This is a genomic window from Streptomyces sp. NBC_00285 (assembly GCF_036174265.1).
GTDB lineage: Bacteria > Actinomycetota > Actinomycetes > Streptomycetales > Streptomycetaceae > Streptomyces.
Map to the genome: position 1 here is coordinate 5,001,192 of NZ_CP108055.1, position 14,918 is coordinate 5,016,109.

Annotated in this window: 17 protein-coding genes; 10 read left to right on the forward strand and 7 right to left on the reverse strand. The window is 70.0% G+C overall.

Translation table 11 applies throughout. The annotated features are described in order from the left end of the window. Window positions 1-14: 14 nt before the first annotated feature. Window positions 15-944, forward strand: a complete 930-nt coding sequence (locus tag OHT57_RS22935) for a 1-phosphofructokinase family hexose kinase (protein ID WP_328748359.1) — start codon at window positions 15-17, stop codon at window positions 942-944. Between the two features lie 7 nt (window positions 945-951). Here the strand turns inward: OHT57_RS22935 and OHT57_RS22940 are convergent, their stop codons facing one another. Both OHT57_RS22940 and cdgB read right to left on the reverse strand, forming a co-directional pair. Continuing rightward, a complete protein-coding gene (locus tag OHT57_RS22940; protein ID WP_328748360.1) occupies window positions 952-1,917 on the reverse strand; it encodes a carbohydrate-binding protein in 966 nt (321 codons plus the stop codon). Between the two features lie 121 nt (window positions 1,918-2,038). After that, window positions 2,039-3,697, reverse strand: coding sequence for a diguanylate cyclase CdgB (cdgB, locus tag OHT57_RS22945; RefSeq protein ID WP_328748361.1), 1,659 nt, complete (start codon window positions 3,695-3,697; stop codon window positions 2,039-2,041). A 337-nt stretch (window positions 3,698-4,034) separates the two neighbouring features. On the opposite strand from cdgB, the gene OHT57_RS22950 reads away from it, so the two are divergent. Continuing rightward, window positions 4,035-4,613: a flavin reductase family protein gene (locus OHT57_RS22950; protein WP_328748362.1), complete on the forward strand. Its 579-nt coding sequence runs from the start codon at window positions 4,035-4,037 to the stop codon at window positions 4,611-4,613. Between the two features lie 42 nt (window positions 4,614-4,655). Then, complete coding sequence (locus tag OHT57_RS22955) at window positions 4,656-5,135, forward strand: GNAT family N-acetyltransferase (protein WP_328748363.1); 480 nt, start codon at window positions 4,656-4,658, stop codon at window positions 5,133-5,135. A gap of 125 nt (window positions 5,136-5,260) precedes the next feature. On the opposite strand, the gene arfB is transcribed toward OHT57_RS22955, so the two are convergent. Further along, window positions 5,261-5,698 (reverse strand): alternative ribosome rescue aminoacyl-tRNA hydrolase ArfB, encoded by a 438-nt coding sequence (gene arfB / locus OHT57_RS22960; protein WP_328748364.1) that lies wholly within the window; start codon window positions 5,696-5,698, stop codon window positions 5,261-5,263. 180 nt (window positions 5,699-5,878) lie between these two features. On the opposite strand from arfB, the gene OHT57_RS22965 reads away from it, so the two are divergent. Continuing rightward, entirely contained in the window at window positions 5,879-6,454 is a 576-nt protein-coding gene (locus OHT57_RS22965) for a TerD family protein (protein ID WP_328748365.1), read from the forward strand. Window positions 6,455-6,521: 67 nt separating this feature from the next. On the opposite strand, the gene OHT57_RS22970 is transcribed toward OHT57_RS22965, so the two are convergent. Beyond that, entirely contained in the window at window positions 6,522-6,791 is a 270-nt protein-coding gene (locus OHT57_RS22970; RefSeq protein ID WP_328748366.1) for a DUF397 domain-containing protein, read from the reverse strand. Next, window positions 6,788-7,648: a helix-turn-helix domain-containing protein gene (locus OHT57_RS22975; protein ID WP_328748367.1), complete on the reverse strand. Its 861-nt coding sequence runs from the start codon at window positions 7,646-7,648 to the stop codon at window positions 6,788-6,790. The genes OHT57_RS22970 and OHT57_RS22975 overlap by 4 nt, the downstream gene beginning before the upstream one ends. A gap of 155 nt (window positions 7,649-7,803) precedes the next feature. Here OHT57_RS22975 and OHT57_RS22980 point away from each other — a divergent pair, with 155 nt between their 5' ends. The 4 genes from OHT57_RS22980 to OHT57_RS22995 all read left to right on the forward strand — a co-directional run bounded on the left by OHT57_RS22980 (window position 7,804) and on the right by OHT57_RS22995 (window position 10,688). After that, complete coding sequence (locus OHT57_RS22980) at window positions 7,804-8,277, forward strand: ATP-binding protein (protein ID WP_328748368.1); 474 nt, start codon at window positions 7,804-7,806, stop codon at window positions 8,275-8,277. A 203-nt stretch (window positions 8,278-8,480) separates the two neighbouring features. Continuing rightward, a complete protein-coding gene (locus OHT57_RS22985) occupies window positions 8,481-9,374 on the forward strand; it encodes a helix-turn-helix domain-containing protein (protein ID WP_328748369.1) in 894 nt (297 codons plus the stop codon). A gap of 49 nt (window positions 9,375-9,423) precedes the next feature. Further along, window positions 9,424-10,017, forward strand: coding sequence for a Uma2 family endonuclease (locus OHT57_RS22990; RefSeq protein ID WP_328748370.1), 594 nt, complete (start codon window positions 9,424-9,426; stop codon window positions 10,015-10,017). 62 nt (window positions 10,018-10,079) lie between these two features. After that, window positions 10,080-10,688, forward strand: coding sequence for a hypothetical protein (locus OHT57_RS22995; protein ID WP_328748371.1), 609 nt, complete (start codon window positions 10,080-10,082; stop codon window positions 10,686-10,688). Between the two features lie 36 nt (window positions 10,689-10,724). Here OHT57_RS22995 and OHT57_RS23000 read toward each other — a convergent pair whose 3' ends face one another. Beyond that, entirely contained in the window at window positions 10,725-12,152 is a 1,428-nt protein-coding gene (locus OHT57_RS23000; protein ID WP_328748372.1) for a M1 family metallopeptidase, read from the reverse strand. A gap of 41 nt (window positions 12,153-12,193) precedes the next feature. Here OHT57_RS23000 and OHT57_RS23005 point away from each other — a divergent pair, with 41 nt between their 5' ends. Further along, window positions 12,194-12,694 (forward strand): hypothetical protein, encoded by a 501-nt coding sequence (locus OHT57_RS23005; protein WP_328748373.1) that lies wholly within the window; start codon window positions 12,194-12,196, stop codon window positions 12,692-12,694. Between the two features lie 129 nt (window positions 12,695-12,823). Here OHT57_RS23005 and OHT57_RS23010 read toward each other — a convergent pair whose 3' ends face one another. Continuing rightward, window positions 12,824-13,552: a pentapeptide repeat-containing protein gene (locus tag OHT57_RS23010; protein ID WP_328748374.1), complete on the reverse strand. Its 729-nt coding sequence runs from the start codon at window positions 13,550-13,552 to the stop codon at window positions 12,824-12,826. A gap of 175 nt (window positions 13,553-13,727) precedes the next feature. Here OHT57_RS23010 and OHT57_RS23015 point away from each other — a divergent pair, with 175 nt between their 5' ends. Then, on the forward strand, window positions 13,728-14,888 hold the full coding sequence (locus OHT57_RS23015; protein ID WP_328748375.1) for an NAD(P)-binding protein: 1,161 nt from the start codon (window positions 13,728-13,730) through the stop codon (window positions 14,886-14,888). Window positions 14,889-14,918 lie beyond the last annotated feature (30 nt).

Consider the following 14,918-nt stretch of genomic DNA (forward strand, 5'->3'; position numbering starts at 1 on the left):
GGAGGTCGGCCCAGGTGATCCTCACGGTCACACTGAACACCGCTCTCGACATCACCTACCGGGTACCGGCGTTGCGGCCGCACTCCAGCCACCGGGTCACCGAGGTCACCGAACGCCCGGGCGGCAAGGGGCTGAACGTGGCCCGGGTCCTCGCGGCACTCGGCCACGAGGTCACGGTCACCGGCTTCACGGGCGGCGCGACGGGCCGCATCGTCCAGGAGCAACTCGCCGCCGTACCGGGCCTGGTGGACGCGCTCGTCCCGGTCGCCGGCCCGACCCGGCGCACGATCGCCGTGGTGGACGAACGCTCCGGCGACACCACCCAGCTCAACGAGGCGGGCCCGACGGTGACGCCGTCCGAGTGGACGGTGTTCCAGCAGGCGTACGACGATCTCGTCCCGTCCGTCACGGCGGTGGCCCTGTGCGGGAGTCTGCCGCCGGGGGTGCCGGTGGGGGCGTACGCGGTCCTGATCCGCACGGCGAAGGCGGCCGGGGTCCCGGTGCTGCTGGACACCAGCGGGGAGGCACTGCGCCGCGGGGTCGCCGCCCGCCCCGACATCGTCAAGCCGAACGCCGACGAACTGGCCGAACTGACCGGCTCCCACGAGCCGTTGCGCGCGACCCAGGACGTCCGCCGCCGGGGCGCCCAGTCCGTGATCGCATCCCTGGGCAAGGAGGGCCTCCTCGCCACGACCCCGGAGGGCCGCTGGCGCGCCGCTCCCCCGACCCCGGTCCAGGGCAATCCGACGGGCGCCGGCGACTCGGCGGTGGCGGGCCTGCTGTCGGGTCTGGCGGAGCAGCTGCCCTGGCCGGACCGGCTGTGCCGGGCGGTCGCCCTGTCCGCCGCGACCGTACTGGCCCCGGTGGCGGGCGAGTTCGACCGCGCGGCCTACGAGGAACTGCTGGGACGGGTCACGGTGACGAGGGAGGCCGACGCGGCCTGACCGTCGCCTACTTCTTGACCTGGCCCTCCTTGAGCCACACCTGGTCCAGGAGGACGTTGCACTTGTCGCCGTCAGCGCAGGAGATGCTGATGGTGTTGGTGCCCTTGGTGAGGGTCGGCCAGGAGTAGGTCGTCGTCCAGCCCTTGGCGAAGTCGCCGTCCTTGGCATTGGCGTAGTTGTCCATGCCCACCTTGGTGCCGAAGGGCTTGCCGTTGACCGTGAGGGTCATCGACTGGTCGTCACCGGCGGCGCTGTAGTGCGCGAACAGCGTGTACACGCCGTTCGAGGGGACGCCGTTGACGGTCCACGTCACCGACGAGCCCACGTTGTTCAGGTTGCCGACGTATATCCCGCCGTCGGCCTGGGCGCCCTCGACGTCCGAGGCGAGGGCGGCACCGCCGCCGAGGCGCAGCGCCTTCGCGTCGATCGTCTTCTGGTACTCGTCGCTCGCCGCGCTGCTGCTGCTCGACGCGCTCGGCTTCGAGCTCTGGGACGTGGTCGGCGCGGTCCCGACCTTGTCGCTGCTGCCGTCCTTCTTGTCGCCGCCCATCATCGCGACGCCGATGCCGATGACCACCGCGGCGACCACCGCGATCGCGCCGATCAGCAGGCCCTTGGTGTTGGGGCCACCGCTCCGGCCGCCGCCGCCGCTGTAGCCGGGCATGGGCTGCTGGCTGGTGGAGGCGCCGCCCGGGAGGGTCTCGGGGGCCGCGTAGTGGGCGGCGGTGGGCTGACCGTAGGCGCCCTGCTGCTGCGGGACCTGGCCGTACGGGCCGTTCGGCGCGGGCGGTGCCTGCTGCTGGCCGTACTGCCGCTGGCCGACCGAACGCGACCGGTTGGCGGAGTTCGGATAGCCGTAGCCGTAGCCGCCGCCGGACGGCGGCTGGGCGCCGTTGGCCTGGCCGTCGGCGTAGAGGTAGCCGAACGGGTCTTCGTCCTCGGGCGTGCTCGCGCCGTTGTTGCCGGACGTCATCCCTTGGTACTCCTCAGCAGGTGCGGATCGGATGCGATACGTGTAGTCAGAATGGCGAGCCTACCCGCTCCTGATGGCCCAAACGGGTGACTCGGATCGCATCGGCTCGCTGACCTGGGGATCAACCCGCGCGTCTGTGTTGTTTGGGACGAGATCGTTTCTCGATGTACATCCGCTCGTCGGCGGACTTCAACACTTCGTCCGCGGTCATGCCGCAGTGCGCCCACCCGATGCCGAAGCTGGCGCCCACGCGGACGGCCCGTCCTTCGGCGCGGATCGGCTGGATTATCTCGTTGCGAAGACGTACGGCCAGGTCGGCGGCGTCGGCCTTACCGAGCCCGTTGGCGAGGATCACGAACTCGTCGCCGCCGAGCCGGGCCACGGTGTCGCCGTCACGCACGCACTGGGACAGCCGCCTGGCGACCTCGATGAGCACCGCGTCACCCGCGTTGTGCCCGAACCGGTCGTTGATCGACTTGAAGCCGTCGAGGTCGCAGAAGAGCACCGCGAGCCCCTTGGTGCCGTCGTCGCGCTCCCCCTGGGGGGCCACAGTGTGCACATGGTGGTCGAACCCGTCGTACGCCTCGGAGACGCCGGCGGGAAAGTCGAAGCCGTGGCCGTTCGCGTCGAAGGTGGGGTGTCCGAAGGCCGCGTCCACGGACTCCAGCTCGCCCGCGTGGGTGGAGCGCTGACAGAGCCGGGAGGACAGGCGCGTACGCAGTTCGGCGGAGTTCGGCAGGCCGGTCAGGGAGTCGTGGGAGGCACGGTGGGCGAGCTGGAGCTCGCGGCGCTTGCGCTCCTCTATGTCCTCGACGTGCGTGAGCAGGAAACGCGGCCCGTCGGCGGCGTCGGCGACGACGGAGTTGCGCAGGGACACCCAGACGTAGGTGCCGTCCCGGCGCCCCAGGCGCAGCTCGGCCCGTCCGCCCTCCGCGGAGGTCCGCAGCAGGGTGCCTATGTCCTCGGGGTGGACGAGGTCCGAGAAGGAGTAGCGGCGCATCGCGGACGCGGGGCGGCCGAGCAGCCGGCACAGGGCGTCGTTGGTGCGCAGGATCCGGCCGTGCTGGTCGCCGCCCATCTCGGCGATGGCCATGCCGGAGGGGGCGTACTCGAAGGCCTGCCGGAAGCTCTCCTCGCTGGCTCTGAGCGCCTGCTGTTCCCTTTCGAGCCTGACCAGTGCGCGCTGCATGTTCGCGCGTAGACGCGCGTTGCTGATCGCGATGGCGGCCTGGAACGAGTACATCTGGAGCGCTTCGCGTCCCCATGCGCCCGGTCGGCGGCCGTTGCGCGGCCGGTCCACGGACAGGACGCCGATCAGTTCGCCGCACTGGCCGCCGCTCTGCGCGCTCGGCGTGTACATGGGCGCGAACAGCCGGTCGGAGGGGTGCCACTCGTCCTCGAAACGGGGCGCGGGTCCGTCGGTGTACCACTGCGGTACGTCGTCGTCGTCGAGGACCCAGCCCTCGGTGTGGGGTATGAAGACCAGGTCGCCCCAGGTCTCCCCCATGCTCAGCCGGCGCTCCCAGGAGTCACGGGAGCCCACCCGGCCGGTGATCAGCGACTCGGCCGCCTGATTGCCGGAGAAGGCGGCGACCACGAGGTCGCCGTCGGGGCGTACGAGATTGACGCACGCCAGCTCGTAGCCAAGTGCCTGGGTCACGCCGTTCGCCACTGTCTGCAGTGTGTCCGCAAGGCTGCGGGCCGTGTTCATGTCGGCCATGACCTCGTGCAGCTGTCGCAGGGACGCAAGCTGGACGTACGGCTCCGACTCGGTCTCCATTGCCCGCCCTCCCCCCGAGACCTCGCAGTGAATCAAGGGTTCTCTCTGGCGTATCTCCAGTGCGGTTTCGGTGATCCGCTCTGTCGGTACTTCTCCGCCACTGAATCACAGCGCGCTGCCCACTCGGTACACAGGGTCAACAATTAGTACCTCTTGTGACTCAAGTCACAGCGAAAGATGAACAATTGAGTGGTGTTTCTGCGATTTACCTGTGCGTTTACTGAACGCAAACTTTGGGTGTTTGTGGAAGGTGTGCACATCTCCGCCGGTAGACCTAGGTCCGACCTCGGACGAAGGCCCGATGCGGCTCCCCGGGCAGCCGCATAGCGTTTCGGACATGCCCCGGACTCCCCTCGCCACCCCCGCCCCGATGATCCCCGCAGCCGCTTCCGGGCATGCTGTGGGGGTGAGCAACGACGAGTTCCGCGCCGCCATGTCACAGCTGGCCGCCGGCGTGGTCCTGGTGACCGCGTTCGAGCCTCCGCTCGACGCCGAAGGACCGAGCGGCGAGGACATCGGCATGACGGCGACGGCGTTCCTGTCGGTCTCCCTGGACCCGCCTCTGGTGCTGGTCAGCCTGCGTACGGGCTCCCGCATGGACGATCTGCTCGACGAACAGCCCCACTGGGCGGTCTCCGTCCTGTCCGAGAGCCAGCGCCACATCGCCGGCCGCTTCGCCATGAAGAACCGCATCAGCGACCGCCTCCTGTTCGAGGACATCCCCTACGTCCGCGGCGAGGCGACCGGCGCCGCACTCGTGGGCGGCGCCCTCGCCACCCTGGAGTGCCGCACGGAACAACGCGTGGAGGCCGGCGACCACACCCTGGTGATCGGCCGCGTCCTGACAGCCGCCGCCCCGATCGCGGACGGCGGCCCGCTGGCATATTTCCGCGGACGGTACCGGCAGCTCGGCTGAATTCCCTGGCCGCCGGCCGACGGCCCGGACTAGGTTCCCCGGATGACCTCCGCAACCTTCGCACCTCGCCTCGAAGAGATCACACCCGGGAATTTCGAAAGCGCCACCGGTATACGAGTGCACCCCGAGCAGGAATTCGCGATCTCCCCCGTGATGCAGTCCCTCGCCGAGGCATACGTCCATCCCGCGGGAGTGGCCTGGCCGCGCCTGATCGTCGACGGCGACCGCACGGTCGGCTTCCTCATGGCCTTCCTCGACATCGACTGGCGCGCCGAGGGCGGCAGCCTGCGCCGCTCCGGCCTGTGGCGGCTGAACATCGCGGCCGGCGAGCAGGGCATGGGATACGGCCGTTTCGCGGTCGAGTCCGTCGCCGCGGAGCTGCGCCGCCGGGGCACGAAGGAGCTGTACGTCACCTGGCACGAGGGGCCGCACGGCCCGGCGGACTTCTATCTGAATCTCGGCTTCCGCCGGACCGGGGAACTGAGCGGGGACGAGACGGTGGGAGTGCTCGGCCTCGGCTGAGCCAGGGGGACGCGCTGTTGTGCCGCCCGTTCCCGATCTGTGGTGATGCCGATCGCGGCGATCCCGTCGTGTACGAACGTGAACGGCGGCAGCCGGTCGACAGCCCGCTGCCCGGTGCCGCGCCGTCAGCCCCAGTCCCGGCCCGTCCGGCCCCGCTTGGTGTCCGAGCGCTGCTTCTTCTCCCGCAACCGGCGTTCGTTGATCCCGCGCGGGATACGGGTGGCCCGGCGCGGCTTCGGCGGCGGAGCCGTGGCCTCGGCGAGGAGCGCAGCCAGACGTACGGCGGCGGTCTCACGGTTGCGCCACTGCGAACGGTGCTCGGAGGCGCGGACGGTGACGACGCCGTCGACGAGCCGCCCGGCCAGTTTCTCCAGCGCCCGCTGCTTCCACACCTCGGGGAACGCCTCGGTCCGCTCGATGTCGAAGCGCAGCTCGACCTGCGTGTCACTGGTGTTGACGTGCTGTCCGCCGGGCCCGGACGACCGCGAGAAACGCCACATGAGCTCGGCCTCGGGGAGCGAGACGGAGCCGCGGATGACATAGGGACCGGACATGAGGTCCATGTTCCCGGCTCTGTCCGGTCCACGTCACCCCAATATCGCCGGACCGCCCCGCTTCCTTGGTAAAGAAAGTAAAGACACAGGGAACCTTGGGCACCCCTCGCGGCGTTCATACGGGTAGCTGTAGCTTCAAGGCCGTACCGCCGTACATAGACGTCTTAACGAGGGAAGGACTCCCAAACCATGGCTGTAAGCCTGTCCAAGGGTGGCAACGTCTCGCTCACCAAGGAGGCTCCGGGCCTGACCGCCGTCACCGTGGGCCTCGGCTGGGACGTCCGCACGACCACCGGCACGGACTTCGACCTCGACGCCTCCGCGATCGCGGTCAACCTGGAGGGCAAGGTCTATTCGGACGGCCACTTCGTCTTCTTCAACAACAAGGAGACCCCGGACAAGACCATCGTCCACACCGGCGACAACCGCACGGGTGAGGGCGCGGGCGACGACGAGGCGATCAAGGTCAACCTCGCCGGCCTCCCGGCCGACATCGACAAGATCGTCTTCCCGGTCTCGATCTACGACGCGGAGAACCGCTCGCAGAACTTCGGCCAGGTCCGCAACGCCTACATCCGCATCCTGAACGAGGCCGGCGGCGCCGAGATCGCCCGCTACGACCTCTCCGAGGACGCGGCGACGGAGACGGCCATGGTCTTCGGCGAGCTCTACCGCAACGGCGCGGAGTGGAAGTTCCGCGCGGTCGGCCAGGGCTACGCCTCCGGCCTGGTCGGCATCGCCACGGACTTCGGCGTCAACGTCTGAGGTTCACTGCGCTGAGTGAGCGGGAGCCCCTGGTCGTACCGGCCGGGGGCTCCGGCGTTTCTGCCCTCTACGCCTGCGAGACGAACGCAGTCCAGGCGGCGGGGGTGACGGTGAACCGGGGGCCGGTGACGTCGTCGTTCTTGGAGTCGCGGATGTGGATGGTGCGGGGGGCTACGGCGATCTCGACGCAGGAGTTGCCATCATTGCCGCTGCTGTAACTGCTCTTGAACCAGTCCAGCGCGATCTCGACGCAGGAGTTGCCGTCATTGCCGCCGCTGTAACTGCTCTTGAACCACGCCAGGTTGGCGACGTCCCCGGCAGCGGGCTTGCGGATCATGTTTCTCCCAGCAGTTGCTCGACGAGGACCAGCGACTCCCCCGGCGGGAGAGCCTGCGCCCGGATGGTGCCATACCGCAGCTCAAGGATGCGCAGTTGTTTCGGGTCCGAGGTCGGGCGGCCGTTGAACGCACCGTCGGAGCGCCCCACCGCCGTACCGTCCGGGAACTTCAGCACCTCGATCCGCCCGTCCAGACCGGAGTGGATCTCGGAGTTCAACGGCATCACCTGAAGCACGACGTTGTGCAACCGTCCCACCTCCAGCAGATGTTCGAGCTGCTGTCGCCACACCATTGTGCCTCCGATGGGACGACGCAGGGCCGCCTCTTCCAGCACGAAGTGGATGGACGGGGCCGGGTCCCGTTCGAAGACCGACTGCCGGGCCAGGCGAGCGGTCACCATGCGTTCCACGTCGTCAGGTGAGTAGGGCGGCTGAGCCGCCGAGATCACTGCCCGCGCGTGTTCCGGCGTCTGCAACAGTCCATTGACGCTGTTGCACTCATACACCCCGATCTCCACCGCCTGCCCCTCCAACTTGGCCAGCTCCCGCACCTTCTTGGGATACCGGACCTTCCTCACGTCCTCCTTCATCGCGGAGATGAGTCCACCCGCCCCCAGGACCTCGTCGGCCCTGTCGAGATAGTCGAGGCGGGGGATCCGCTTGCCGCCCTCGACCTTGTAAACAAGATCCTCGCCGTACCCCACCGCCTCCCCGAACTCGCCGGCCCGCATCCCCACCGCCTCCCGCCGCAGCTTCAGTTGCCGTCCGACGGTCGCGATGACCGCGACACCCCACTCGTCGTCAGGGTCGACCTCCCACCCCGCCTCGACCGCCTCCGCCTGGCCGTCCACACTCATCGCGCGCCCCTCCGCCGTACGTCCGTGTCCGCGACGCCCCTACCCGTACGTCCGCCCCCGACAGCCCGGACACGACCGGACAAGCTCCGGACAGTCACCGTACGCATCGGCGTCGTCACTGTTCACGGTAAGCATCGACGGCCACGCTGAGTGACGTGAATCAAGGAACCTCCGTCATCCGCAACTTCAGCATCCAGCTGTCCCCCACCCCGCGTGGAGCCCGTCTGGCCCGGCTGCTGGCCTGCGAGCAACTGCGCGAGTGGGGGCTGCCGTTGCACCCGGCGGAGCACATCGTGGCGGAGCTGGCGGTGAACGCGGCCACGCACGGCCGGGTCCCGGGGCGCGACTTCCGCCTCACGCTCTACGTCGTCGCGGACACCCTGCGCATCGAGGTCACGGACACCCGGGGTGACCGTATGCCGCACCCCGAACTCCCTGCACCGGAGGCCGAGTCGGGCCGGGGCCTAGTGCTGGTGGACGCGCTCGCCGACCGGTGGGGCGTCGCGCCGGGACCCCGCCCCCGCAAGACGGTGTGGGCGGAAATCGACCTGTCACCGACGTCCGGAAACCCGGGCTTCGGTGGGTCCGTGCTGCGGTGGGTCGGGACGCCTTCCCAAGGATTGAAATGAGGGTGAAAGAACCCGACCAAACCCCACCCCTCCCGCCCAGCAAGCGACTCACTCTCGCGAGTGAACATCACCAACTCAGCTGGATTTCGCCCCGGTTGCCTGCCCTACAGTCGGCGCAACACAACTGCAGACATACAACGGCCCTCGCCGGGACTGGCATCCCAATGCGAGGGCCTGACCACCAAGGAAGAGATCGCTTCCCGATGGACACCCAAAACCCTAGCGCGCCCTCGCGCGCCCGGTCCCGTGTTGGCACCAAGAACCACCCGAACCGGGACCCCGAAGCCGAACCCGGCGGCGGTCTGCTCCACGAACACACCCGCCACACCACCCGCTTCACGGTGATCGGCAACCACCTGGCCCAGCACCCGGAGCTGTCGCTCCTGGCCATCGGCCTGGCCGCACACCTCCAGTCGCTGCCACAGGGCGCCTGCGCCGACATCAAGTCCCTGGCCGCCCGCTTCCCCGAAGGCCCGACCCGGATCGCCGCCGCCCTGCGCGAGCTGGAGACCCACGGCTACCTGCGCCGCGAACGGCGCCGCATCCCCGGCGGCCGCATCGTCACCCGCACGATCTCCTGCAACCAGCCGAGCCCACGCGGCCAGGCGGCCCCGGCACGGACACCGGTACGCACGGCACGAGCGTCCGCGCACGACACCCCGAGCCCCAGGAAAGGCTCGCGTCCCCTCCCGGCGGTACCGCACCCTGCCCACCCGTCCCCCGGACTCCTCCAGAAGGCCACCGACCTCCTCGCCGGCCTGCGCCGCATCGACTCCCGCCTGCCGCTCTCCGCCCAGGACACCGGCCACCTCGCCCCCGGAGTCGCCGCCTGGCTCGAACGGGACGTCACCCCCACCGCCGTACGCGACGCCCTGACCGCCGACCTCCCTCCCGACGGCCCCCGCCGCCCCGCAGCCCTCCTGGCCCACCGCCTGAACGCCCTGCTGCCACCCCTGCCACCCGCTCGCCCCGCTGCCGGGCCCCCACCCGCCGTCATCCACCCCCTCCAGAACTGCGACGGCTGCAACCGCGCCTTCCGCGCCCCCGAACGAGGCCGCTGCCGCGACTGTCGATGCGATCTTCGGGGGGCCACCTAGCATGGACGTGACGATCCTGGCCCCTGGGCACAGACGAGGAGCGCGCGCCATGACCATCGCCCCGGACAACGCACGGCAAGGCGCATCCCACCTGTACCGGACCATGCGGGACTTCATGCAGGCCATGGACGACTCCCTCCCCGGCAAATTCGAGATCACCAAGGAAGGGATCGTCCACGACATGATGTCGCCGGGAGGACCGCATGAGGTCACGGCAGCTCACATCAGCCGGCGACTGGAGAAAGTCATGCCGGACGAGCTGCTGGCCCACAACGGCACCCCCGACGTGGAGGACGAGCCCGAGGGCATCATGCGCCACCCTGACGTCATGGTGATCGCGTGGACCGATCTGAACACCGAAGGTTCCATCGACCCGCATACCCTCGTGGCCGCCATCGAGGTCGTCTCCCGCTCCAACCCCGACAACGACTGGGTGGGCAAGGTCCGCGACTACCCCCTGATCGGCATCCCCATCTACGCGATCTTCGACCCCCGCACCGGCACCGGCGCCGTCCTCACCGACATCCACCCCACCCCCGAGGGCCCCCGCTACGCCACCCGCAAGGACTTCGTCTACGGCGAGGACGTCACCATCGGCGACTGGACCATCTCCACGGAGAACCTGCCGCGCTACAAGGACTGAATCCGTACGCCGCCGATTCTGCGCCGACTCGCGTAGGCCGGCGTGGCTGAGACGATGCCCCTGTGAACTCCCTCCCGCACGTCCACATCGGTCCTGGTCATGACCGGCCGCAACTCCTGGAGCCCAGGCGTGCCGAGCCCGGTGAGTGGCCGAAATTCGAGGCCGCCCTCGCTGTGGTCAACCGCGACGTGACGGCCACCCTGCCCGGCCAGGACGCGCTGATACTGATGGTCGCCCCGTCCGGGCAGCCGCTGCCGCCGAGCTGGATCGACAGGGACCATGTCTATGTGGCGATGCCGGACGGCCGTTGGCAGGGCAACGCGGTGAACGCCGACCTGGAGGAGCACGACCCGCCGGAGCCGGATGACGCGATGACGGCCCTGAGCCTGGTCGCGGAGGCGGCACAGGACACGATCATGGAGCTGCTCTGGCAGGCCTGGCCGATCTGCCGGGAACACAAGACCGGAATGCACCTTCGTCCAGCAGGGTCCACCGACGACGGGTGCGGGGGCGAAGCAGACGCGTCGGACCCAACGGCGTGGTGGTGCCGGGGCAGCCGGGACCGCACATCCCACGACGTCTCCCTGGTGGGCGAGTTGGCCGCCACCCTGCCGGGTAAGGAGCGTCGTGCACTGCGGCGCAGCGAGCGTGAACGGGACGGCGATCGATAGCAGCGCCGACCGTCGTACAGCGGTCGCGCCCGTCGGCTACGCCCGCTCCGGCTTCCCGTCCCCGTACAGCCAGGTGTCCCAGATCGGGGTGAAGTCCTTGCCGGGTGCCTGCTGTTCGACGTACGTCGTGAAGTCGTCGGTGTCCGCGTTGCCGTGTCGGTGGGCGGCGGCCCAGCCCTGCACGATCGCAGTGAAGGCCTTGTCGCCGACGGTCTGCCGGATCTTGTGCAGGACCATCGCGCCGCGCTGGTAGACGGGGCTGTCGGAGAGGTGCGCGGCGCTCGACGGCTTTCCGGGCGGGAAGTCCCAGAGGTCCTCGTAGACGTCGTCGCCGTGGTCGTAGAGCGCGTCGAAGGTCTGCTGGGCGCTGTCGCCGCCGTGGTCCTCGGTCCACATCCACTCGGCGTAGGTCGCGAAGCCCTCGTTGAGCCACATGTCCTGCCAGGTCTTCGGGGTGACCGAGTCGCCGAACCACTGGTGGGCGAGCTCGTGGACGAGGGTCCCGGTGTCGGGGGCGCCGGGGAAGAAGGGGCGGTTCTGGGTCTCCAGGGCGTAACCGGCGTCGCCCACGCGGTCGACGATCGCGCCGGTGGAGGCAAAGGGGTACGGACCGAAGGCGGCCTGGGCCCACTTCATGACGGCGGGGATCTGCGCCAGGACTTTCTGGCTCGCGGCGGCCTCGGTCGGGTCGACCGCTGTGTACACCGGCAGGCCGTCGGAGGTGCCCCCGAGGCCGGGGATGGCGTAGCGCCGGACGTCGTAGTCGCCGATCGCGAGGGTGGCGAGGTAGCTCGCCATGGGTTCGGCGGTGTGCCAGGTGGACGTCGTACGGCCGCCGCTGGTGCTGGTAGCGGTCAACTCACCGTTGGAGACGGCCTGGAGGCCCTCGGGGACGGTGATCGTGAGGTCGTAGGACGCCTTGTCGGAGGGATGGTGGTTGCCGGGGAACCAGGCCATCGAGCCGGTCGGTTCGCCGAGGGCCACCGCGCCGTCCTTCGTGGGCAGCCAGCCTTCATTCGAGCCGTCCGGGTCGGTGATCGTCCTCGGGGTGCCGGAGTAGCGGACGGTCACCCGGAAGGCACGGCCCTCGTCGAGGTCGTCGTGCGGGCGGACGGTCAGTTCCTGGCCGGTGCGGTTCCAGCGGGCCTTGTCGCCGTCGACGGTGACGCTCCGGATGTCCAGGCCGTCGAGGTCGAGGTTGAAAGCGGACAGGTCCTGGGTGGCTCGGGCGGTGAGGGTCGCGGTGCCGGAGAGCGTGGTCGTGTCGGGAGCGTCCGGGTCGTAGGCGAGGTCCAGGTCGTAGTGGGTGACGTCGTAGCCGCCGTTGCCGGCCTTCGGGAAGTACGGGTCGCGCAGGCCGGAGCCGCCGGGGGTGCCGTGCACTCCGCCGTCGCACGCGGTCAGGGCGAGGGCTCCCACCAGGAGCAGGGCGGTGGCGGGGGCGAGCGGCACGGATCGGGACACGGCGGTGATCCTACGGTCAGGCGCGTGACACCATCGGCTCCGTGCTCGACATCGGCTACGCCCTCTCCAACCGCTTCCCGGACCCCCCGCAGACCGACTACCGCCGCGCTGCCGTCCACGCGCTGCGGCACGACCTGTTCTGCGGGGACGTCTACCTCGCCGACACGAAGGAAGACCGGGAACTGTCCACAGCCTGGGGATGGGTGCCGGTGCTCGACTTCGCGTGGGCGCTGTGCGACATCGTGGAACACCTCGACCGCGACCCCGCGGGCTCCCGCGCGTCCCGCCCCCAGCGCGCGGAACTGGACTTCACCGAGTCCACGGACCGCATGCTCTTCGAGCGCCGATTCGGGTGGGTGGACATCGAGGCCGACTGGATGCCGGTGGAGGAGCCCCCGCTCTCCTTCTCCCACACGGATCTGCGCCGCGAGGCCCGCGACTTTCTGCACGACCTGATCGCCGACCTCGTCGACCTCCATGAGGACCTGGGTGAGAACCCGGCGATCTGGACGCTCCAGGCACGGTTCCCGCGAATGTCATGACGCGGGACGCGGGACGCATGGCTGCGGGCCGCAAGACCAGACCCACGTCAGGCGTGACTCGTCACCCGTCAGGCACCCGTCACTCGTCAGGCAACCAGCACCCAGCACCCCCGCACCACCAATTCCCCCTCACTCCACCCGAATCCCCACCTCCGCCGCCAACACCGGCGCCAGATCCAGCAGTTGTGACGGGCTGATCACCGCCCCCGCCAGTCGGTCCACGCCCCGGGCGATCTCCAGCGACGCCGCCCCGCGCAGGTCGACGTCCTTGAGGGTCGCCGCCGTGAGGTCCACGCCCTTCAGTGCGCAGTCCACGAACTCGACGCGCTCCAGCCGCGCGCCCCCGAAGTCCGGTTCCACCAGCACGCAGCTCTCGAAGACGACGTCCTTCAGCTTGGCCGTGCGCAGGTTCAGGTAGTCGATCTTGCCGCCGCGGATCACCACCCGCTCCAGCACCGCGCCGTGCAACTGCACTCCGCCGAGGCGGGCGTCGATCAGCTCGACGTCACGGAGGTTCGCCTCCGCGAGGTCGGTGCCCACACCCCGTATGCCGGTGAGAACCGAGTCGAGGAAGCGGGCGTGGTGGAGCCGGGTCTCGTCCAGCGCGCAGCTTCTCAGCGCGCAGTCCATGAAACGGGCCCCCGCCCCGTCCTGCCCGACGAAGTCCACTTCCAGGAACTCCAGCCCGTCATAGTCCCCGTCCGGATCCAACTCCCCTCCCCCGAACGGCTCCAGCGGCGGCAGCCGCACCTCCGGCCGCCGCGCGCCCTTCACCCGCGAGCCACCCGCCGCCCCCGCCGTACTCGAGCCCCCCGACTCACCGGACCGGCCCGCTCCACCCGTCACTCGTCTCGCCATGCCCCCATCCTGCACCCCACCACTGACAATCCTCCTGACCTGCGAGAACACCCCTCATGTCACATTCCGGTGCCCTCAGTCCGTCATACCGCCGAGAGACGCGAACCGACCCGACCCGACCAGCCCCGACCAGACATGCCCCGACCCGACCCCGAGCAGAGGGAGACCCCCACCCATGCACCGCATCACCGTCGTCGGCGGCGGCCTCGCCGGACTGACCGCGGCGATCACCGCCGCCGAGGCCGGCGTCAAGGTCACCGTGCACGAGGCCCATCACACGCTCGGCGGCCGGGCCCGCACCGCCGAGGCGCCGTACCGTACGAACGTCGGTCCGCACGCCCTCTACAGCGGTGGCCCGCACTGGTCCTGGCTCCAACAGCGCGGCCTCGTCGGCCCGCTCGCCGCGCTCCCGCCCCTGGAGGCGGCCCGGCTGCGGCTCAGGCACAAGGGCGTCCTGCGCCGCACTCCACCCTTCGCCATGCTCAAGCTGCTCCGCCGCAGCGCCCAACGGGCCCCCGTCGACGTGGACTTCATGTCGTGGGCGACCGAGCAGGCGGGCGAGGAGGGTGCCCGTGCCGCCGCCCACTACTCCGCCGTCGCGCTCTTCCATCACGATCCGGGCGCCCTGTCCGCCGCGTTCGTGCAGGAACGGCTGCGGCGCGCCACCAAGCTGCCGCCCGAGGCGCACTACCCGCGCGGCGGCTGGGCCTCCGTCGTGGACCGGATGGCCGCCCGCGCCTGGAACCTGGGCGTCCGGATGGAGACCCTGTCCCGCGTCGACACCCTGCCCACCGACACGCCCGTCGTCGTCGCCACCTCCCTCGACGCGGCCCGCAGGCTCCTCGGCGACGACTCGCTGACCTGGCCAAGCGGCCGTACGGCACTCGTCGACCTCGCCCTGCGCGCCCGGCGCGGTGACGCCTTCGCCGTCTCCGACCTCGACTCGCCCGGCTGGATCGAACGGTTCACCGCCCAGGACCGCGGCCTGGCACCCGCGGGCGAACAGCTCCTCCAGGGGCAGATCCCGATCGCCCCGCACGAGAGCAGGGCCGACGGGGTCGCGCGCGCGGAGCAACTGCTCGATCTCGCCTTCGAGGGCTGGCGCGAACGCGTGACCTGGCGCCGTGAGGCCGTCGCGAACGGCCGTACCGGAGCCGTGGACCTGCCCGGCACGAGCTGGCGGGACCGGCCCGCCATCGACCGGGGCGACGGCGTCTACCTCGCGGGTGACCAGGTCGCGGCGCCCGGTGTGCTGTCGGAGGTGTCCTTCACCAGCGCGCTCACCGCCGTATCGCTGGCTCTCGGCCGGAACGCTCTTGACCTCAAGCACGCTTGAGGTCGAAGAGTGGGGCCCCTGACGACACAG